Source organism: Paenibacillus sp. 2RAB27 (assembly GCF_052115445.1).
Taxonomy (GTDB): Bacteria; Bacillota; Bacilli; order Paenibacillales; family NBRC-103111; genus Paenibacillus_E.
The window spans coordinates 71805-91953 of record NZ_JBFRGR010000023.1; the positions used below are offsets into that span (position 1 = coordinate 71805).

The 20149-nt window shown below is 47.6% G+C and carries 21 protein-coding genes; 10 read left to right on the top strand and 11 right to left on the bottom strand.

The window, feature by feature from the left end:
* Positions 1 to 75: 75 nt before the first annotated feature.
* The gene (locus AB4114_RS25470) at positions 76 to 1590 is read right to left on the bottom strand and encodes a copper amine oxidase N-terminal domain-containing protein (protein ID WP_441990967.1); all 1515 of its coding nucleotides are present in this window, start codon (positions 1588 to 1590) and stop codon (positions 76 to 78) included.
* 206 nt (positions 1591 to 1796) lie between these two features.
* Between AB4114_RS25470 and AB4114_RS25475 the strand changes: the two genes are divergently transcribed.
* The 3 genes from AB4114_RS25475 to AB4114_RS25485 all read left to right on the top strand — a co-directional run bounded on the left by AB4114_RS25475 (position 1797) and on the right by AB4114_RS25485 (position 5525).
* Entirely contained in the window at positions 1797 to 2336 is a 540-nt protein-coding gene (locus AB4114_RS25475; protein ID WP_441990968.1) for a hypothetical protein, read from the top strand.
* A 51-nt stretch (positions 2337 to 2387) separates the two neighbouring features.
* The gene (locus AB4114_RS25480) at positions 2388 to 3833 is read left to right on the top strand and encodes a flotillin family protein (protein WP_441990969.1); all 1446 of its coding nucleotides are present in this window, start codon (positions 2388 to 2390) and stop codon (positions 3831 to 3833) included.
* Positions 3834 to 4034: 201 nt separating this feature from the next.
* Positions 4035 to 5525, top strand: coding sequence for an HD domain-containing phosphohydrolase (locus tag AB4114_RS25485; RefSeq protein WP_441990970.1), 1491 nt, complete (start codon positions 4035 to 4037; stop codon positions 5523 to 5525).
* A gap of 610 nt (positions 5526 to 6135) precedes the next feature.
* Here the strand turns inward: AB4114_RS25485 and AB4114_RS25490 are convergent.
* Positions 6136 to 7446: a hypothetical protein gene (locus AB4114_RS25490; RefSeq protein WP_441990971.1), complete on the bottom strand. Its 1311-nt coding sequence runs from the start codon at positions 7444 to 7446 to the stop codon at positions 6136 to 6138.
* Entirely contained in the window at positions 7433 to 7999 is a 567-nt protein-coding gene (locus AB4114_RS25495; protein WP_441990972.1) for an RNA polymerase sigma factor, read from the bottom strand. Before AB4114_RS25495 ends, AB4114_RS25490 begins: the two co-directional genes overlap by 14 nt.
* A gap of 289 nt (positions 8000 to 8288) precedes the next feature.
* Here AB4114_RS25495 and AB4114_RS25500 point away from each other — a divergent pair, with 289 nt between their 5' ends.
* The 4 genes from AB4114_RS25500 to AB4114_RS25515 all read left to right on the top strand — a co-directional run bounded on the left by AB4114_RS25500 (position 8289) and on the right by AB4114_RS25515 (position 11786).
* Positions 8289 to 8738 (top strand): hypothetical protein, encoded by a 450-nt coding sequence (locus AB4114_RS25500; RefSeq protein ID WP_441990973.1) that lies wholly within the window; start codon positions 8289 to 8291, stop codon positions 8736 to 8738.
* Between the two features lie 209 nt (positions 8739 to 8947).
* Positions 8948 to 10177, top strand: coding sequence for an S-layer homology domain-containing protein (locus AB4114_RS25505; RefSeq protein ID WP_441990974.1), 1230 nt, complete (start codon positions 8948 to 8950; stop codon positions 10175 to 10177).
* Positions 10178 to 10299: 122 nt separating this feature from the next.
* Positions 10300 to 10989, top strand: coding sequence for an L-ribulose-5-phosphate 4-epimerase (araD, locus tag AB4114_RS25510; RefSeq protein ID WP_441990975.1), 690 nt, complete (start codon positions 10300 to 10302; stop codon positions 10987 to 10989).
* Positions 10990 to 11294: 305 nt separating this feature from the next.
* Positions 11295 to 11786 carry a GAF domain-containing protein gene (locus AB4114_RS25515; RefSeq protein WP_441990976.1) on the top strand — a complete coding sequence of 164 codons (492 nt, stop codon included), beginning with the start codon at positions 11295 to 11297 and terminating at the stop codon, positions 11784 to 11786.
* Positions 11787 to 11912: 126 nt separating this feature from the next.
* Here AB4114_RS25515 and AB4114_RS25520 read toward each other — a convergent pair whose 3' ends face one another.
* The 3 genes from AB4114_RS25520 to AB4114_RS25530 form a co-directional block, all read right to left on the bottom strand.
* Complete coding sequence (locus AB4114_RS25520) at positions 11913 to 12194, bottom strand: response regulator transcription factor (RefSeq protein WP_056610750.1); 282 nt, start codon at positions 12192 to 12194, stop codon at positions 11913 to 11915.
* A 202-nt stretch (positions 12195 to 12396) separates the two neighbouring features.
* On the bottom strand, positions 12397 to 13032 hold the full coding sequence (locus AB4114_RS25525) for a thiamine diphosphokinase (protein ID WP_441990977.1): 636 nt from the start codon (positions 13030 to 13032) through the stop codon (positions 12397 to 12399).
* A 123-nt stretch (positions 13033 to 13155) separates the two neighbouring features.
* The gene (locus tag AB4114_RS25530) at positions 13156 to 13389 is read right to left on the bottom strand and encodes a hypothetical protein (RefSeq protein WP_056610744.1); all 234 of its coding nucleotides are present in this window, start codon (positions 13387 to 13389) and stop codon (positions 13156 to 13158) included.
* Between the two features lie 120 nt (positions 13390 to 13509).
* On the opposite strand from AB4114_RS25530, the gene AB4114_RS25535 reads away from it, so the two are divergent.
* The gene (locus AB4114_RS25535; RefSeq protein ID WP_441990978.1) at positions 13510 to 14247 is read left to right on the top strand and encodes a DUF554 domain-containing protein; all 738 of its coding nucleotides are present in this window, start codon (positions 13510 to 13512) and stop codon (positions 14245 to 14247) included.
* A gap of 3 nt (positions 14248 to 14250) precedes the next feature.
* Here the strand turns inward: AB4114_RS25535 and AB4114_RS25540 are convergent, their stop codons facing one another.
* Entirely contained in the window at positions 14251 to 14952 is a 702-nt protein-coding gene (locus AB4114_RS25540; protein ID WP_441990979.1) for a response regulator, read from the bottom strand.
* Between the two features lie 331 nt (positions 14953 to 15283).
* Here AB4114_RS25540 and AB4114_RS25545 point away from each other — a divergent pair, with 331 nt between their 5' ends.
* Positions 15284 to 16204, top strand: a complete 921-nt coding sequence (locus AB4114_RS25545) for a diguanylate cyclase domain-containing protein (protein ID WP_441990980.1) — start codon at positions 15284 to 15286, stop codon at positions 16202 to 16204.
* A 188-nt stretch (positions 16205 to 16392) separates the two neighbouring features.
* Positions 16393 to 18021: an S-layer homology domain-containing protein gene (locus AB4114_RS25550; protein ID WP_441990981.1), complete on the top strand. Its 1629-nt coding sequence runs from the start codon at positions 16393 to 16395 to the stop codon at positions 18019 to 18021.
* A 357-nt stretch (positions 18022 to 18378) separates the two neighbouring features.
* Here the strand turns inward: AB4114_RS25550 and AB4114_RS25555 are convergent, their stop codons facing one another.
* The 4 genes from AB4114_RS25555 to AB4114_RS25570 all read right to left on the bottom strand — a co-directional run bounded on the left by AB4114_RS25555 (position 18379) and on the right by AB4114_RS25570 (position 20129).
* A complete protein-coding gene (locus tag AB4114_RS25555; protein WP_441990982.1) occupies positions 18379 to 18888 on the bottom strand; it encodes a spore germination protein GerPE in 510 nt (169 codons plus the stop codon).
* Positions 18889 to 18891: 3 nt separating this feature from the next.
* Positions 18892 to 19074: a spore gernimation protein GerPD gene (locus tag AB4114_RS25560; RefSeq protein ID WP_441990983.1), complete on the bottom strand. Its 183-nt coding sequence runs from the start codon at positions 19072 to 19074 to the stop codon at positions 18892 to 18894.
* Positions 19075 to 19120: 46 nt separating this feature from the next.
* Entirely contained in the window at positions 19121 to 19831 is a 711-nt protein-coding gene (gene gerPC, locus AB4114_RS25565) for a spore germination protein GerPC (protein ID WP_441990984.1), read from the bottom strand.
* Positions 19832 to 19919: 88 nt separating this feature from the next.
* Positions 19920 to 20129 (bottom strand): spore germination protein GerPB, encoded by a 210-nt coding sequence (locus AB4114_RS25570; RefSeq protein WP_441990985.1) that lies wholly within the window; start codon positions 20127 to 20129, stop codon positions 19920 to 19922.
* Positions 20130 to 20149: the final 20 nt, after the last annotated feature.

Sequence of the window (20149 nt, forward strand, 5' to 3'; positions counted from 1 at the left end):
AGCAGGCTTTCTGCCTAGGTTCATTACTAGACTATTCAGCTCTACGAAAAGGGTGATCGCCTATTCAGAAATTACTTAGTCGCGGTGGATCGTGACGACACGCGTCTCATTGTTAAACGAAACGACGCAACCAAGCTGTTCAGCAATGAAGCGAATAGGGACAAACGTTGAGTTGTCGGACAATGTAGCGGCACTCTCCAGCTCAGGAGCAGCTGAGCCGTTTACAGTTGCGTTTTTGCTATCCAATGTCAAAAGGAGTGTTTTCCCCGTGAGGAAATCAGTAATTGTAACTTGGCGTAGATCACCATTCCAGCCAACCTCAGCACCTAACTGTTCGGAAACAAAGCGAACCGGGACCATCGTCGTGCCATTGGCATTAATGAATGGTTGAGGCGCGTCGTCTTTAGCCCCAGACCCGTCGGTAACCATATTGATATCTTTTTTCGTTACTTGCAGATCGTTTTTAAGCATTTTATAAAGCGTGGATTGCTTATCTAAAGTAGCAAGCACCCTGAAGATTGCCGTAGCATCTGGTTTAAGTTGAAGTGCACCGGCCGTATCTACCTTGCTAGCCGTAACCGGTTTATTTAGATTCCAAGATTCACTCACATAGGAAATCTTAATCGCGGAAGCGCCATTGTTTGATTCTGTCATTGGCATGTTGATCGCAATGTTCTGCTTACGAATTTGCTTGTCACTATCGATGAAAAGATCTGCTTGAAGCGATGCCTTCGCACTAAACATATCTTTCGTTGGATCAATGGAATCCGCCAATCCCGCTAAGAAATCATGGATCGGGGAGTACACAAAGCCAAGCGTCAGATCTTTATTCGTTAGCAGGCTCAAAGTAATGCTTTTATCTCCAGCTGCGATCTGTTCTTGAATCACAGGAGCAAGTGCATCGTACAATTGGCTAAGCACTTTTTTGAGGCCAGCTTCGTCGGCAAGAACGTTAGCTAGCAGCTTTTGCAGAAGGGAAGCTAATTCCGTGCCGCTAAGCTCTATATGTGCTTTTTGCAACGAAAGCGATTCATTATTGACTTTATCAGTTACCGAAGTAATCGCTAGATTAGCAGGATCCGTGCTATTTGCTAAAATAAGTTCAATGAGTCCTGATTTAATCTCAAGTAATTTATTACCGAATTGTTCTTGGATGGACTTAGGTAAGAAACTTAAGAAAGAAATATTAGCCCCGCCTAATAGATCAATAACGATCGGCTGTTTCGCACCTTCAATACTAAGGTTGACCTTCGTACCCTCCATGGCAACATTGAAAGGGATAGTACCTTTACTGTAAATAATCTTCCCTTCAGCAGATAGACGTTGGCTGTCCTGCGCTTTTACTGCGAGCTCAATCTTCACATCCTTCAGGGCTGCAAGTGCGGCTTTTTCCCCCGCGGATAGCTTAGACGTATCGCCTGGGACAAGCTCAAGCTGCAAAGTACCTTTCGACTCGGAAGACTTCACATTCGCGCCATTCTGAACGGCTTTCGCCAGTTCCAAACCTTGTATTGATTGACAACCCGTTAGCGTCAACATCATGATTACCAGCGCTGCCGAAATTAACCAAGTCCATTTTTTTGAATGCATGGGATAATCTACTCCTTTTGTTTTAATAGATTTAACGATAAGTCATCGAATGATTATACGCAAGTAGTATGAGAAGGATGCGTTTTGTGTGTTTAAAATTAATGAGGGGGAATTGCGTTCCTCCTTATGCGATACAAAGGGATTTTTCTTTGAAACGAAACCTTTTATTCCCAATTTCGTCTACATTTATGTGGGAGGTAAAGCTGATGATGACGATGTTTATTGTTTGTTTTTTGGTAGGTCTCGTACTTACGCTGCTCATCACACTTTTCGGTGTGGACAGCTTTGAGCTGCATGGCGATGCAGGTGGTACACATGGACACGGGCATAGCAGCCCATCTTGGTTCAATATGTCCTCATTGCTCGCGGGTTTGACGGTGTTCGGAGGCATGGGGTACATCCTTAACAAAGTTGGCATGACAAGCGGTTTACTGATTCTTCTCTTTTCGATTGCTGCCGGGTTAGTGATGGCGTGGCTCTTCTTTCTTTTGTATGCGAAGGTTATTTATAAGCATGATGACAGTATGAAGGAGAGCGATTTTGAGCTCAGTGGTCAGTTGGGGAAGCTTACAGTTCCGATTAGGGGCAAAGGCATGGGTGAAATGGTGTATGTGCTCCAAGGAACCACGCGCTCCATCGGTGTTCGTTCTGAGAATGGCGAGTCCCTGGCGAAAGGGACGAAGGTTGTTATTTTGAACATGAGCAAAGGTGTGGCTACGGTGACGGAATTTAGTGAATTGGAGTAGCCCATTTTTGCTTCAAACAATAAAGAGGAATGACAGGGAGGTAAGGCAGGAATGATGTATTCAGTGCTTATCATGGTTGTTGCCATTGTGGTTGTTGTTTTTATCTTACTAGCATCGATTGTAAAAGCGTATAAGAAAGTACCGCCGAATGAGGCGATGATCGTGTTTGGTTTAGGGGGCAAAAGAGTCGTGCAAGGCGGCGGGACGTTCGTCATCCCCGGTTTTCAGAGCTACAAAACGATCTCGATGATGCTCACGAGTTTTGACGTGAAGCCAGACCAGCCGATGTTTTCACTGCAAGGTATTCGTCTCAAAATTGAAGCTGTCGCTCAGATCAAAATCCAAAGTGATCCGATCGCGATCGCAACGGCTTCTGAGCAATTCCTTGATCATTCGATGGCGGAGCGGGAAGCGATGATCCTGCACTCTGTAGAAGGGCATTTGCGGGGATTAGTCGGGCAATTGACGGTGGAATCGATTCTCAAGAACCCGGATGAGCTCAACAGCAAGATGAGGGAAACGTGTTCCGAGGATTTGGATAAAATGGGACTCAACCTCATTTCCTTCGTGCTGAAACGGGTAGCGGACGATCAAGGATACATCGAGAATTTGGGTGTGCCTGAGGTGGAGCGGATTCGCAAAAGCGCGAGCATTGCCAAAGCGGAAGTCGAGCGAGATATTCAAATCCGGCAGGCGGATACGGAGAAGGAGTCGGCCATTCGCAAGGCGGAAGCCCATCAACTGACGATTGAAGCGGAGAGCGCGGCGTCGGCGAAGGAAGCCCAGTACCGCAAGGAGCTCAGCATGAAGGAAGCAGAGTTCAAGCAGGAGACGACGAGTCGTCAGGCGGAAGCGGATTTGGCTTATGAATTGAAGCAAAAGCAAATTCAACAGCAACTCGTGACGGAGCAGGTACGGATCCGTCAGATGGAAGCGGAGGCGAACAAAACCGTTCGCCAGATCGAGGTCGAGCTGAAGCAGAAGGAGCTCGAGGCTTCTGTTATTAAACCAGCCGAAGCGGAGAAGCTGGCGGCAATCATGCGCGCCGAGGTGAGCAAGCAGCGGCAAATCCTTGAGGCTGAGGCGGATGCGGAGTCGACGAGAAAGCGCGGCGAAGCCACGGCGGAGGCGGAGCTCGCCAAAGGGAAGGCGAACGCGGAGGTTGTGCGCCTAGCAGGGCTTGCGGAAGCAGAGGCGCTAGAGAAGAAAGCCGAGGCCTACAAGCAGTACACGCAGGCGGCGGTGACGGTGGAAATTCTCCGCATCCTGCCGGAGCTGGCGGAGAAAATAGCGGCGCCGCTGAGCAACGTGGATAAGATCACCGTGATCTCACAGGACGGTTCGACATCTGGCGTCAACCGTATCACCGGCGATATTGCCAAAATGATCGCGCAGGTGCCGGAGATCACCCAGACGCTCACAGGCAAGAGCGTGACCGACTTAGCACGCGCGTTCCTTGGAAATGATGCTGACCCGACGTTGAAGCGGGAAGGGTAGCGAGGGGCTGCGCGGGCGCGGATCGAACAACAAAGCTACACTCTTAACTGTAGAGTGTGGCTTTTTCCTTTTGCCAGAACAGCTAGCAAGTTAGTCGATTCTATTAGAGATATCAAGCGGGAATTGCCAGATTACGGTACAATAGAGGGGGCGCGAGTCAACTTCGCAGTGAAGAAAGTTTTTGATAGAGGCGGGTGTTGTATGCTGATATATAGGAAATTTCTACGTGATCTTTTACGAAATTATATGATGGGTTCGGGTATTGCTGTGCTTGTTGTGGGCGGGGTCATTATTTCGACGACGCTCACGATATCGGGCGTTGAATTGTTCCGCTTATTAATTATTATGATTTTATCGTTATGTGTCATGATGTTTGCGGAGTTTCTGGTATTTCGGAGGCATATTGGGCCAATTCGCGAAATGATGGGGCAAGAGAAKCCATCGCTGGAAGCTATTCGTGCAGCCTATTTACAGACGCATCGCTTTCCAGCTTTATCGGTGATGCGGATCATGGGGCCGCACTTTTTGGGGCTGTCGATTCCAGCAATGACCATGGCGAGCTTAGGGATTGCGTGGGGGTGGTTGACACTGCCTGCTTTTTACATTGGGCTGGCGGGCATTGGTGCCATACTGATTGCTAGTATGCATGCGTTGCTTGAGTTTTTTACGACGGCGCAAGCCATTCGGCCCATGCTGATCCATATACGTGAGTTAGGACAGCAGTCTCATGGGGAGGACGTCTCGTTGGATGGACGCGTCATCGTGTCAATTCAGCGCAAGTTTCAGCTGAGTGCGTTTCTCATCGGCACGATGCCGCTATTTCTTTTTAGCTTAGCAACGCAAATTCGGTTGAGCACAAGTGTAGACTCGTCCCAGTTGATCGCTGATTATTGGAAATGGGCGGCAATTATTCTTTTGCTGGGCGTTGGCTTCTCGTCATTGGGAGCACGCCTGCTGGCTAGTGATATTCAACAGCCTATTGAGGATTTACATCGCGTGATGAAGCAAGTGCAGTCAGGTGATCTCAAAGTAAGGGCCTCTGACTTATACTCGGATGAGTTCTCGCGGTTGATTGCGGGCTTTAACCATATGGTGAAGGGCCTCGATGCCMGTGAAAAAATGAACAATCAGCTCCTGCAAAGCTATTACGCTACACTTGCGGCAGCTCTAGATGCGCGAGATGCGTACACGGCAGGGCATTCAACGCGCGTCGCCAAGTACTCTTTGTTAATTGGACAAGCGGTTAACCTGAGCGAACAGGAGCTTGACTGGTTGTACAAAACAGCGCTGCTGCACGATATCGGCAAAATCGGCGTGCGCGATGCGGTGTTGTTAAAGGATGGCCGACTAACCGACGAGGAATTCGAGCAAATCAAGCGTCACCCGGATCTGGGTGAATCGATTTTGAAACAGATTGAGCCTGCTGAGGCGATGGCTCCCTTGCTTCCAGGCGTGCGCTCGCACCACGAGCGTTACGACGGCGCTGGATATCCGGATGGCCTGAAGGGCCAGGATATCCCAGTGTTCGGCCGCATCATTGCGGTGGCCGATGCGTTCGATGCGATGACGTCCGATCGTCCGTATCGGAAAGGAATGCCAGTCGAGAAGGCGATGGCCATTCTCGCGGACGGGAAGGGGAGCCAGTGGGATCCCCGTTTTGTTCAGGGCTTTATGGATGCGTACAAGGCTTAGTTGCTGAGAGTGGTAGTCAGGAGGCTGCAGGGGAGTAGGTAGCTGAGTGGCTTGTGGTATCAACTAAATGGAAAACATACAGCTAATTCAGCGATATTTCATGGAATCAGACGAATAGATGGAAAAAGTACAGCTAAAATGGCTGGGATTTGCGATAATGCCGATTTGGGCGGGAATTACCTACAGGAAATCCAGTTATTCACGCGTGTGAGTGAAAATCAACAATATTAGCTACTTAAAATCCAGTTAAATTTGTTGAGGTGCGGAGGGAGCGGCTGGGGAGCTTGTGGTGTAGAAGTAGAAGTAGAAGTAGAAGTAGAAGTAGTAATAGTGAGTAATGGTAAGAAATGGTAAAGCAATATTAGTAATAATAGAAATAGTAGTAAAAGTAGAATTTAGTTGGAGAAGAAAAGTTGAAGTTAATGAGCTAGAGAAGTAGTAAGTTGCTGTAGTAGTAAAAGTAGAATTAGTAGTAGAGTAAATAAAGGAAGTTGAAAGCATCTGAGATGCCCCTGAGTGAAGTTGAAGTTGCATTTGAGGCTGCAGTCGCAGCCCAGCCCAAACCACATAAAACCCGCTCGGTCCAAATTGGACCAGCGGGTTTTATGATCTAGCGGGTTTTCACTTGTGCTTCCACTTCCGCGGGCCGAGACTCTGTCTCAGTGGACAGGTAGCGCCCGACCTTGTCGATCCACTCCTGAACGTAGTGATCTGTGGCCCATTGCGCCATGACGAGCTGTTCACCAGGCTCCAGATCTAAGGTAAGCTGGGGAATGCTGCCAGGTGCTTGCCCATAGGAGTAGAATTTGAGTGTATCTCCCTCGAAGATGACAAGCATGTCGTCCAAGGGGGAGGTTAGCGCATCCGTAGCTTTCGGCCACGAGGACTTGATATTGGTCCAAGAACAACAGATCTCGTCGTGATTAACGACTTTGTCCGGCAATGGGCGTGGGAAATCACGCAGTACGTAAGAATCAGGTCTGGATAAACTAGCTTTCGGCGTTTCAGCAACTTTGCCAACCCACTGTCCTGCCTCACGCTGCACGGTCCAACTCTGTCCCGATACCTCGCTCATCGCATTGTCTGCCATGCTCGACATCCTCGCAAGATCCGTACTCGTATTTGTGCCAAAGACATCCATTAAGGACACGTGGTTCTTGTCCACTGGCTTTTTGTAGAATTGCAAAGTACGTGCTTCCTTCAATTGTGGGAGCGTGCGCACCCAGATGCGATCCGCATGATAGGGCGCATTGCCATTCCAAGCGGCCTCCGACTCGGCAATGGAGAGGTACTGGTTGCCAGCAAACAATAGTGTTTCTACGCGATTAAATTCTTGATCCTCTGGCTCTGTGAAGCGTTCTGTCTTGATGGGCTGATCAGCCAAATGAGCAGATAAATAGTGAGACTCACCTTTGTTCGTCAAATGAGTGAGGGAGTCGATTTTCCAGAAATTTTGCTTATAGGGCATCAAAATACCAGTGCCTTCGGAGGTTTTCTGTAATTGCCCGCGAACGGGCGCTATGAGCATCGTCCGATAGGTGCTGTAACGAAGCGGCGACAGCACACGCCCTTGGCCACCACTAGTAGCAGCGTCATGCTCCGTCCGTAATCCAATCAGCAAGGCTGTGTTGATTGGAGCAGGCGGGGGCGTGGAGACGGTGACTGCCGCCGGCATCATTTTCCCTTCGAGAGCAGCAGCCTCACTTTGTGTATGCATGGTATGCCATGGGAAAAGAAGTACAACAGCCATGACTGTACCTAAACCAGCAACGCAGAGAAGAKGTTTTACCTTGGACTTATTGCGCTCCTTCTTTTGAATCGTTTGCTCAATGTCCTGCTGAAGTTTGGAGGTGAACCCCTTCTGTACGAGGGGGGCATCTTCCAATTGCTTCTGGAAGTCATCCGGCTCAGGAGTGTTCAAGCGCTTCACGCTCCTTCAGACTAAGAACCTTAAGTCTGGCGTGGTGAAGTCTGGATTTAACGGTCCCTTCCGAAATATCCAGAATAGCTGCCATTTCCTTGGTTGTCATCTGATAATGTGCGTGAAGAATTAAAATTTCTCTATATTTTGCGGATAAAGACATGACCTTCTGCCAAATTTCACTTGCATATAAATTCTCAACCGCTTCGGTTTCAGCTGAGCATGCGGTACCTCCCGATTGCACGAATCCAACCAGAGTCACCTTGCGCCAAAATGCTTTGCGCATATAATCATAAGCCGTATTGCGGGTTATCGTAAGCAACCAGGTTTTAACCGCAGCTTCACCGCGGAAAGTCGTCAGATTGCGATATACTTTTAAGAAAGCATCCTGTGCAATATCGTCAGCTGCATCTTTATTACGACAAATACTGAAGGCATAATTCCACACATCATTCCCGTAGGTTTCCATTAAATTACGAAGGATCACCTTCTGATCTGTTGTTTCTGCAATGTACTTCAAATAATCAAATACATGGACACCCGTCGTTTCCAATTCTCTCACCTCTCCTATATAGACGCATCTATTCCCGAAAAGTTCACCATTGGAAATAAAAACTTTACTTATATCTTTCGTAAGCCCCTGCTCCTTTGTGCCTCATCAGAGCGTATTCTTTATTGAAACGTTTCATGCCCAATAGCTAGCGCGTGATCGGCAGGAAATTGTACCTAGAAAAGAGAACAATAAGGATAGAAACTGGAACGTATGCGTTCTTGCTTGACAACGAAGCGCTTTAGCACGCAATATGAAGGAAGGACTAGATCCTTCGGAGAGGAAGAGCAGCATGAATTTCGTTGAGCATATAGCAGATCATTTGCGATCCGGGCTAATAAGCAATTATCCGCAGCCGATTGCCCTGAACCTAGGTTTAGTGTACACCGTGAAGCTAGAAGACAAGAAGACGAATTTAATTTGGCTTCCTTATGAATATACAGGTTTAGCTTACATCGATATGGGCCTGCAGGTGAATGTTTGCCCGTACTACCGGGGTACAATTATCGAGGAAATTGAGCTTTCCCGAGGGACGGATCTCTACAAGCCACAGACGGAAGAAGCGTTCACAAAGGCTCTCTATACAAAGGGGTACGAGCTGCACCAACTGCTGCAGGAAGAGCCCTATAGTCATTTACAGGGGAGTGCACCTGATTACCTAGCTAAAATGATGTACATTGTCGACTGGATGCGTTATTACAATTCTGCTAAAGCGGTAGTAGGGGCGCAAAAGCAAGTATAATCATGTTCACGATAGCGGATCTTGCTTTCTACCTAGTAGAGGGCAGGGTCTTTTTGGTCTTATATATGGCTATAGACCCAGTTAAGGAGGGCTTGTCCTGCCTCAATGAATGGGCTTTTTAGCATGTTCTCAAAGACTAGTAGAAGGCTTATCCTAGAGAATGGTAGAAGTTGGTGCCGAAAATTAGGATAGAAGCGGAGAAATTGGCGATGATACGATGGAATAAATGGGTGACAATTGCGACGATCGGTTGCCTATTATCAATAGGTGGTCTGCAAGGTAGAAGTGAGGCAGCGGGGTTTAAGGATATTGGGGGACATTGGGCGGAGCAGACGATTGATCAAATGGTACAGCAGGGTTTACTGGATGGTTTTCCAGATGGAACCTTCCGACCGGATGAGACCGTTACTGCAGACCAATTTGTGAAAATTGTACTGCTAGCCTTCACAGATAAGTTCCCGAATGGGGAACGGAAGTGGAAGACAAGCTTCTTGCAAACGCTGAGCGCAGGTAATCAAAATATTTTAGGGCAGGACTACCGGGATTTCACATTTAAGCCGAATACGGTCGGTTACTGGGCTAAGCCATATTTGGATTTGGCAAGTGATCTTCATTTTATAAGCAAAGGACAATTCACTGATTATAAAGCTTCATTGAAGCGAGAAGATGTCGCGGAGATTTTGTACTATTTATTGAAGGAAACGGAGTACTTGGAGGACGAGACATATAGTCTTGCGGCAGCATCCCATTTCGGAGATTTACAGAGCGCAACGAGCAGGCAGCAGAAGTTTATCGGAGAGTCGATGACGAAGGGGATCATGGAAGGGTATCCGAATGGTTACTTCGGAGTAGGTAAATATGTGACACGTGCCGAAGCGTTGCAAATTATTACGCGTTTGCAGACAAAATCGAAGCGCGTCAGCGTGAAAAATGATAACGAAGCTTTTATCAAAGTCGTGCCAACCAAGGATGGCAGCTACAAGAAGCTCGTTTTCCCAGATGAGCGCATGCTGCAAGCCTACGAAGTGATGGAACAGGCGGGCAAGCTGCGCGGGACGAATTATGATCTGGAAGAGACGACGCTGCGTCTATTTCGGAATTCAGAAGCCAAATCGCAATCCCTAAGCGGAGTTACGGCAGAAGCGCGCAACAGCAATGAAGCCTCCCTCTGGTTGGATCCACAGTTTAAGACCTATGGGGTCACAGTACGATTGGAGGACGGGGTGCTTGCTCGTAATACGGAAAGTATCCGCAAGTTTACGGATTTCCTATTCGGGTATGATGCAGACATTTTCAACCGCCAATTTACGGATGCCTGCGCACGTGCCGCAGCGAAAGGTGTTCTTGAAACAACGACAACGCAAATCGGTAACTATTCGGTGGAAACACGACTGGAGTCGGATGGGAAGACGATCGTTTTCTCTATTATCCATTCGTGAATGATGCTGTACATACAAGTTGGCCTATTAGTCCACTAATCATAAACATCTAGCTAACATGTACGTACAAGTGTATAATGTAGGTATTATACGTACATTTTATCGGAAGGTGTTGAGCTCAGATGCTAGAGGAATTGAGACAGCAAGTTTTGGAAGCCAATTTGGATCTGCCCAAATATGGGCTAGTTACGTTTACATGGGGCAATGTCAGCGGAATTGATCGTGAGCAAGGACTCGTCGTGATTAAACCGAGCGGCGTACCTTATGAGGATTTGAAGGCAGAAGACCTCGTTGTCGTGGATCTGCAGGGTAACCCTGTGGAAGGCAAAATGAAGCCATCTTCGGATACGCCAACGCATTTGGCGCTGTATCGTGCTTTCCCGTCGATTGGCGGCATCGTTCACACGCATTCGCCTTGGGCGACAAGCTGGGCGCAGGCTGGCCGCGCGATTCCGGCACTCGGTACGACACATGCCGATTACTTTTACGGCGAAGTGCCGTGCACGCGTCTGATGACTGAGACGGAAATTCAAGGGGCTTACGAGTTGGAGACAGGCCACGTGATCATTGAAACGTTCCGTGAGTTGGATCCCGCGATGGTTCCGAGCGTGTTAGTGAACTGTCATGCACCATTTAGCTGGGGCAAGGACGCGCATAATGCTGTTCACAACGCTGTTGTATTGGAAGAGGTTGCGAAGATTGCATATCGTACGTACAACTTGAACCCTTCCATTCAGTCGATGGACCAAACCTTGCTGGATCGTCATTTCCTAAGAAAGCACGGCGCAAACGCATACTACGGACAAAAATAAGATCTTATTGAGGGCAATCGGCTGAATGAGCGGATTGTCCTCTTTTTTGTATACATACATAAGGAGAGGAGTTAGTCGGTTTTGTAGACTAACTCTGGGGTTTAAGCTTCGTTTCACCAGAGTTAGTCGGTTTTGTAGACTAATTCTGGGGTTTCAGCATCGTTTCACCAGAGTTAGTCGGTTTTGTAGACTAATTCTGGGGTTTCAGCTTCGTTTCACCAGAGTTAGTCGCTCCAGTATCTTTTGGCGGGGAGCATTTCATTTGGTATGATGAAAGTAGACTAGGCAGAAGAGGATGATGACAGATGTTTGCGAAATCAAATTACAGCGGCACAAGAGAAGAACAATTTACCTTGCTGATCGAGCAAGTCCACGCATTAATACAGGATGAACCGAATCGTATTGCGAATCTAGCGAATGCATCTGCATTGCTGGGGCAGTTCTTAGAGGACATCAACTGGGTAGGATTCTACTTGGTGGACGAGCAGCTTGAGCGGAAGGAGCTTGTGCTCGGACCTTTTCAGGGATTGCCGGCCTGCGTAAGAATCCCTTTCGGTAAAGGAGTGTGCGGAACGGCAGCTGAGCGCATGGAAACTGTGCTTGTTCCTGATGTCCACGCTTTTCCTGGGCATATCGCTTGTGATGCGGCTTCGCAATCGGAGATTGTGATCCCAATTGTAGTGGGTGCCGAACTTGTCGGTGTGCTGGATATCGACAGCCCGAGCCTCAATCGGTTCGATGACGTCGACCAGCGCTATCTAGAGCTGTTTGTGCAGAAGCTCACCGCTGCGATGTAGCGTAGATGTCCAGTGAGCTCTCGCGGCGATTAGCTGGAAAATAAGTTCCCGCCGTCATTTCGGCGAAGCAACGTCTCCAAAAGAACCGCCAGCTGCTCTACGCAACTGGCGGTTCTTTTAGTCTCATTATGAAGGGTAAGCGTCGGTGCTGATAATAGCCGATAGAAGCTTGCGCATCGATCGCGTGCCGACTTTATCCATGATTTTCTCGATGTGTACTTTGACTGTTTTCTCACTGATAAAGCAATAATCCGCGATTTCTTTGTTGCTATAACCACGCAAAGCGATCAGGCTAATAATTTCGGCTTCACGTGTTGTAAGGACATGTCGAGATGCAAAATGTGTGATAACAGAAGGTAGTTTGGTAGGAAGAAGATTTCTTACAAGATTCTCTTGAACAGGGGGCATGCTTAAACGACCTCAATATCTCAGTAAATGTCTAGCGTATCCTTTATTATAACAGAATTAGCTATCCAATAGCAGGGAAGGGCGTGTCGAATTTCCAAATTTTCATGTAACTTCTGTCGAGTGAAGCTTACGGAGCGCGGATTCCACGGATTCCACGGCCAATTCTAGCCGCCAAGATGGAAATAGTGGGACCAGCATCTCACTAATCCTTGCTTTGAATCACAAGCAATAAGCCTGAGGAAAGCTCAATGAGGCCCTCTGGCTCAAGGAGAATATTACTGATGCCAAGCGACATCCCAATTTCAAGCGTTGCTTGATGTAGGGGATATTGGAAGCCGTGCAGCGTGATCCCCGTGACCTCTAGGCTTAGTGGAAGCAGGGAAGTATGTGTGTACGGACCCTTCCTCACGCGAGTAGGTCGATCGATCACCATGATGAGATTATTGGCATCCATTATTGCACAGGGAATGCCATGTGCAATGCCTTTGCGAAGCAAATGCACATTAGCAAGGGAATGATCGAACCGCGTGCCTAACGCGCCGACGAGCAGAATTTGGCTTGGCTTTTGATCCAGCGCCCAGTTAAAAGCCATCTCCGTATCCGTCAGATCCTTATAAATCGGATCACAGTCTATGAACTCTTTGCTAGAAGCTCGAATAAGGGCAAGCTCCTCAATTGTAACGGAGTCGAAATCCCCCATCGAAATATGAGGGAGGTGGCCGTTTTGAATGAGAAATAGGGCCCCACGATCGGATCCAACCAGAATATCATCCGCGCGAATCTCTTCTAGCGCCCAATCGCCAAGTGTGCCGCCTGTAATTATCATAATGCGTGTCATATAGGAATCCCCCGGGGAAAATTAACCAATGTATTCCCCCTAGTATAGCACAGAAGAGAGAAAAACCGAGAAGCCATAGAGGCCACTCGGTTTTTTTGTGCAGGATTGCATGCTTAGTGAAGCTTAGGTTCTTGCATCTACACGCTTACGCATGGGGTTAAGTTCCGATTGATCGTGATCAATCTCCGCCTCGTCAGCAAAGCCTTGCAGCTCATACGTACTACGACCTAGAACAAGATCGGCAGGGAACTCATCACCTCGTTTAAGGGTAACCTCTTGCCCAGCCTCATTGGCATAAATACCATCGGTTTCGACCGTATCGCCAGTCATGGGATCCATTGATTTGTTTTTCGACATCCAACATGCCTCCTTTCCTGTTGCTTATCCTTACCATTTCCAAGGTGGCAGGAAATTATGAGAAGAATCATGTAGAATGAGAAGGTCATCATAGCTTGTACGCAGAGAGGAATGAAAGGCATGGCTTTATGGGGGACGATCGTGAATGCAGTTGCCATTATTATCGGTGGATTATTAGGCATTGGGCTGCCCCGCATCTCAGAAAGCATAAAAAACACAGTTCTGCAGGGCCTAGGGCTCGCAATTACTGTGTTAGGTATTACAATGGCACTCAAATCAGATCAAATTGTGCTCGTTATCATGAGCATTGTGATTGGCGGTATTCTTGGAGAGCTCATGCGGATAGAAGCGAATCTGACCAAACTTGGCGATTGGCTGCAGACCAAGATAAACAAGCAACCGGCCTCTCATCCAGCAGCGCCAACTAGCATATCGGAAGGCTTCGTTACTTGTACACTTGTCTATTGCATCGGTGCTATGGCGATACTAGGCCCCTTGGATGGCGGGCTGCGGCATAATCATGATATTTTATACACCAAGTCGTTGCTGGATGGGTTCTTATCCATCATCTTCGCATCGACATTGGGGATTGGCGTTGTCTTCTCTGCGGCATCCGTGTTCGTGATGCAAGGAACGATTGCGTTGTTGGCAACCGTGATCGCCATGGCGTTCAGCCAAGCCTCTCTGGATGCCATGATTGTACAAATTACCGCGGTAGGCGGCGTGTTGGTGATAGGTGTAGGAATGAATATTTTGCAAATAAGAAAAATCAACGTGGCCAATATGCTGCCATCACTTGTCATTGCCGCGGTAGCAGTGCCTCTCCAGCAGTTCATAACGGAGTGGCTGCATCGCTAGTTTTTAAATAGCGGAGCCGTTAAATTTGTACCCTACGCCTCGTACAGTAATGATGTAGCGGGGCTCAGCTGGATTAAGCTCAATTTTTTTGCGTAAATTGCTAATATGTACAATGAGTGTGCGTGGATCGCCCATGCTGTCCAAGCTCCAAATGAGTTCAAAGAGGTGTTCGATTTTATAAACACGGTTAGGTGTCTTGGCCATTAAGGAGAGCAAGTCGAATTCTTTGGCTGAAAGGGAGATCGTTTGTCCATTGGCACGTACGATATGGCTCACGAGATCAATTTCTAAACCAGGGAATTTAACCAATTGGGGATCATCCTGATGCTGCTCACGAATGGAGTTGCGGCGAAGAAGTGCTTTGACCCGGGCCACAAGCTGACTTGGGCTGAACGGCTTCGTCATATAATCATCGCCACCCATGCTAAGACCAAGAATGATGTCAATATCCTCACTTTTACATGAAATAAATAGGATTGGCGTATTACTCGTTTTGCGGAGCTGACGACACACCTCTATACCATCAAGTCCTGGCAGCAAAATATCCAGAATAATGAGATCAGGCCTATGTTCTTTAACAATGCCAAACACATCATGTCCGTTATTGGCACTGATTACTTTGTAGCCTTCACGCGCCAAGTAGAGTTGAATTAACTGGACAATTTCTTGCTCGTCATCAACGACTAAAATGGTTTCTCCTGCCATGTTCGAAATCCCCCTCAGTGATGAAACAACTCCTAAAGTAAGAAGGGTGTTTCCCTCTCTCGAATATTACATATATTACCTACATTATAGAACGATTCTCCCGGAAATTTCTATCCATTTATTGACAATAAGCAGCTTCTCATATGCCAAACGGACACATTTAGGTATAAAGTAGGGTAGGGTTATTCAAAATGGGAAGTGAATTGACAGCAATCGCTAATTTTCGACTTTCTTATTGATAAAATTTTAGAAAGTCTTAATTTGATTTTTATATATTCGTGTTAAGCTACCAAAGTCTCTATGTATGGCATAAGAGAGGGCGGCAGAGGTTATGAGCAATGAAATAGGTTCAGATTTTATCAATCATTCAAAAGTACCAAAAGCGATACTCGCACGTCAAATCATCGAGCAGGCATGGGATTTGTATTGTCAGTTGGATGCGCATGGCAATTTGATTTATGCTTCTAGCCGATTTTACGAAATAATGGGATCTGTGCCTGTTCATATTGAGCAATTTATTGAGGCGGTTGATGTGGAGTTCCGCCTAGACGTGTATAAATTGTTTGTGCATACCTTGCAAACGAAGACTAGCAGCAAACTTGAGTTTCGTGTGAGAGGGGCGGGTGAGTCTAACCTATGGTTGGAATGTACAGCGATCTCTTTGTGTGATGAAAAGGGTGAGTTGATTGAGATTGCATTTGCACTTCAAGATCGTACACAGCACAAAAATCAAGAGAGTCACCTTATTGCGATGGCTTTCCATGACCCACTGACAGGTTTGCCGAATCGTCGATTGTTTAAGGAACATGTGCATCAACTTCTGAAACTGGCTAAACGAACGGATCGTATGTTTGCACTCCTTTATGTAGATATCGATGATTTTAAAATCATTAATGATACGATGGGACATGATGTTGGAGATGCATTTCTGCAGGAATTCGTCGAACGGGTAAAGAGCTGCCTTCGAGAATTTGATATGTTTGCCCGAATGGGGGGAGATGAGTTCACGATTCTATTACCAGCCGTGGACTGCCAGGAGCATGTAGAAGGAATAGCTAGGCGTATTGTAGCGAGTGTCGAGCAAACATGGGAAGTACAGGGGCACAATTTTCGATCAACGGTTAGTATGGGCATTACCATGTATCGTTCCGATCATACGGATGTCACCCAAATGATGAAGGAAGCCGACATCGCCTTATATCAAGTGAAGGGCAAGGGTCGAAATCACTATCGATTTTATAGTCATGGGTAATCTGCTATGACGATGGATACACGCAGGGAAAAGATCGCTCACACATATTTGAAAACCGTTATGGAAGGGTTCTATCCCTTGGATGTAACGGTTTTTTGGCGTATCTCCAGTATTTACTCGTAGCGATTTTGGCAGCTTTCTAGGATGATAGAAGGAATCAAAACGAATCGAATAGGGGATGAGACAAGGTGAAATCCAAACGTGGATGGCGAAGGCTTGTTGTGGCCCTAGTCGTCGTCGGTGCGATGTGCCAGGTTACTTTCGTGAACAAGAATGAGGTTTTAGCAGGGGCTACGGTAGCTCAGGGGAAGTTCAATATGTCGTACTTATTCAGCGGAGCTCCTAGTACGTTTACGTCACAAGTCAATAAGAGCGGGGATACCTTAGACGTGGTGTCGCCGAGTTATTATCACATAAAAGATGATGGTAGTTTAGAAGTCATAGATCTGCAGGCGTCCTTCATAACGGAGATGCACAGGCAAGGGAAGAGAGTTGTCCCGTTTCTAAGTAACGATTTTGACAGAACGATTGGTGGAAAAGCGATCGATGAACGCGAAACACTAGTTAAAGAACTTGTCGCAAGCATCAAAGCTAATCAGCTAGACGGCATCCAGTTGGATATTGAAAATGTAGGCGCGGACTACCGTGATAAGTACACTGATTTCGTTAAAATGTTGCGAGCAGAGCTGCCGAGTACGATGGAGGTTTCGGTTGCTGTCGCCGCAAATCCAACAGGTTCTATGACGAACTGGATTGGTCTGTATGACTATAAAGCATTGGCAGCGGTAAGCGATTATCTGATGGTCATGACCTATGATGAGAGCTATCCTGGTGATCCTACACCGGGGCCTGTTGCTAGCTTACCCTTTGTCGAGAAATCCATTCAGTATGCGTTGTCTCAAGCTCCAGCGAATAAAATCGTATTGGGCATGCCGTTATATGGCCGGTATTGGAACCAAGATCCCGCATCGAATGGGGCAGGTATAGCTGCTAGGAGTGTTCAAAAATTGGTAGATCAATATCATGGGACCATCCGTTATGATGCAGCGAGCCAGTCACCTGTTGCTACCTTCACGATTCAAGCGACGGATGTGAAAGCAACCGTGAACGGCACAGAATTAGCAGCCGGTACTTACACGGTTTGGTTCGATAACGAGCAATCTATGAAAGCTAAGCTGAAACTGGTAGGGAAATATCAATTAAAAGGAACAGGCAGCTGGAGCTTAAATCAAGAAGCTGACGATACTTGGAGCTACTATCAGCTGTGGGCGGATGGTTTTTACTTCACGGATGTGCAAAAGCACTGGGCACAAGCCGACGTCCTCAACGCCGCGAATCGCGGCTGGATGCTCGGCACAGCCGCAGACACGTTCGCGCCCGACGCGGCGCTCACAAGGGCAGAAGCCGCGACGATTATCGTGCGCGCGCTTGGGTTAGAGAGCGCGGCGGCCTCCAGCGCCGCGTTCAAAGATGTGCCTGCGACCCACTGGGCGTCGCAGTCGATCGGGATCGCGCAGCAGAACGGGCTGATGCAAGGCATCAGCAGCGATCGCTTCGCGCCCGATCAGAGCATGACGCGGGAGCAGATGAGTGTGCTGCTCTCCCGCGCCTTAAAGCTGGCCACGCCTGCTAGCGGCGTGGCGAAGGCGTTCACGGACGTGCCAGCGAGCAGCTGGTCGGCAGAGGCCATTGCTGCGATGAGCAGCAGGGGCCTTGTCGACGGCTTCGAGGGCGGCACGTTCCGCCCGCTCGCGTCCTTGACGCGAGCGCAGATGGCTGCGCTGTTAAGCCGCGCACAGCCGCTGCTCACGCAGTAGGCAGAAGAGGGTCCCAAGCCATGTGTGTGGCGGGGGACCCTCTTTGTGCGATATTGTGTGATATTTTGCGATAGTTATCTGTTCAAGATGTGTTCATAGTGTGGAATCAACTGCGATGGATCTTGCAAAAGTGCGAAAGTGCAACCTTTTTGTCCGAATCAGCCTCTGGATACAGAAATAATTGCAAAAAAGCAACGATTTCTGCCTCCGCCCGCCATTTTTGTAGCTTTAGGCGCTAAAGGATGCCTATTTGCACTTATTCCTCTTGTTGAGCTTTTTACGCCGAAAATAAGTGTATGATTGCAACTTTACCAGTACGCCTACCCGAGCTACGCTGCTTAGCTCCTTTCCAATTCCTTACGTTGGTTTAGCCTGCTGCTGAGTAACGAACACCAAATGCGGCGGCTTGTTCTCAGCAGCAGCTGTCGGCTTCGTAGGGATATCGCCAATCACATCTTCTGTCCCTGTATACACGAACGTCGTTTGTCCCTTCGGACCTGGTTTATTCGTCACGAATTGACGAATATTCTTGATGCGGGTTTCGGCAGTCGTAACGCGATTGCTGCCGATTTGAAAAAGCGATGAAGCCGCGACTCCGAGAATACGTATGTTACGAACCGTTATATAGCTCCCTAAGTTATCCACACACATTGTGAAAGGTTCGGGAGGCTGCGGGATAGGGAAAGGCCGTTGGAAGAAAGGGTAAGCTGCGAAGCTGCCCTCATTCCCATAATAAATAGGTACTTCACGCTGTACAGCAAAAACGCGGTTCTGCAGAGCTGTATAAACATTATCCCCTGCATGCATCGTGCTTGATGAAACTATGCTATTGAGATAAATGTTGCCAACAATTGATAGTCGAGCCATCGATTAACCCTCCGGAGAAAGTGGAATGAAAGGAGCGATGATGACCGATTCAGGAGGTGTATCAAACATCGAAGATAAGGAAATAACCTCTGTATCCCCGATCAGGAATATGGACGAACTGGATACCCCGACGATACGGACATCGCCAACACAGATTTGTTTATTTTCTACATGTAAATTAAACATCTTTAGCCCTTCTCTCCCTTAAGTTAAGTGATCTAAGTGCAAGTAATTATTTCGGCAGACTGGATATGTAAGTCTCAATCGCGGAAAGGATGTCTTGCTTTGTTTTGTCCATAATGTTATTGGTTACAGCCTCCAAAGGTTCTTTGAATCCAACGCCGCGGTATTGATTCACATAATGCTGGATACGCGTATCCAGTTGCTTGCGAATATCTTCGATGATCAAATCTTTGTAATCCTCATCGAGTGGATGCTGATATTTATGTTCAAGGTTGTTAATATCGCCCTGCACGCCAAATTGCAAATACTGTTCAATGCCGCTAGCAACATCCGCTTGAATGTCTTTTCCTTGCTTGGCAGCTTCTCTGCGCACGGCATCTTGACCCGCGCCGATCCCGCCACTTGGTCCTGTCCCCTGATATTGTCCGCCCTGATAAAAAGGATTCATATCCATGGGAGTCATGCCGCCACCGTTATTTTCTTTGTTCAAGGAATTACCATTCACACTGAGATCCTCAATTTGATCTATGGCGCTTGGACTGATTCCGATCGTTAGCGTCCCGTCTAGCTTTTCAACCTTAAGCTGATCAAAATTATATTCAATTTTATCAATGTGAATGCGCTTCTCGTCCTTCATGGCTTTCAGATCCGCCTGCAGCTTGTTTACGGTTTGCTCTAATTTATCGATGCGCTGTTTCTGCATGTCGAGACAGGCGGTGATCTGCTGGGCCCATTGCTGCCACGTGATCGCATTATTCATTCGAACGTGCACCTCCTTCCGGATGACTCCGATATTCAAAGGACTGCCTGGCTAATCTTGAAGCGCCATGTATAAGGTTTGGATAGCGTTATTTCGGTGCCGGCAAAGGAACAAGGGCTACAGGATTAACCGCACTTGTTCCAAGCTCCGGAGCAGGCTCTACGAAACCGCCTGTATTGTATAGATTAGATAAGGAGCGAATCGATCCCGCTGTGCCAATTTGGAGGACGGATGAGTTGGCCACAGAGTTTACTTTTAGCTGCTGAATCATAATGGTTTGATGGATGGTCCAGTTCATATTCGTAGAACACCTCGCTC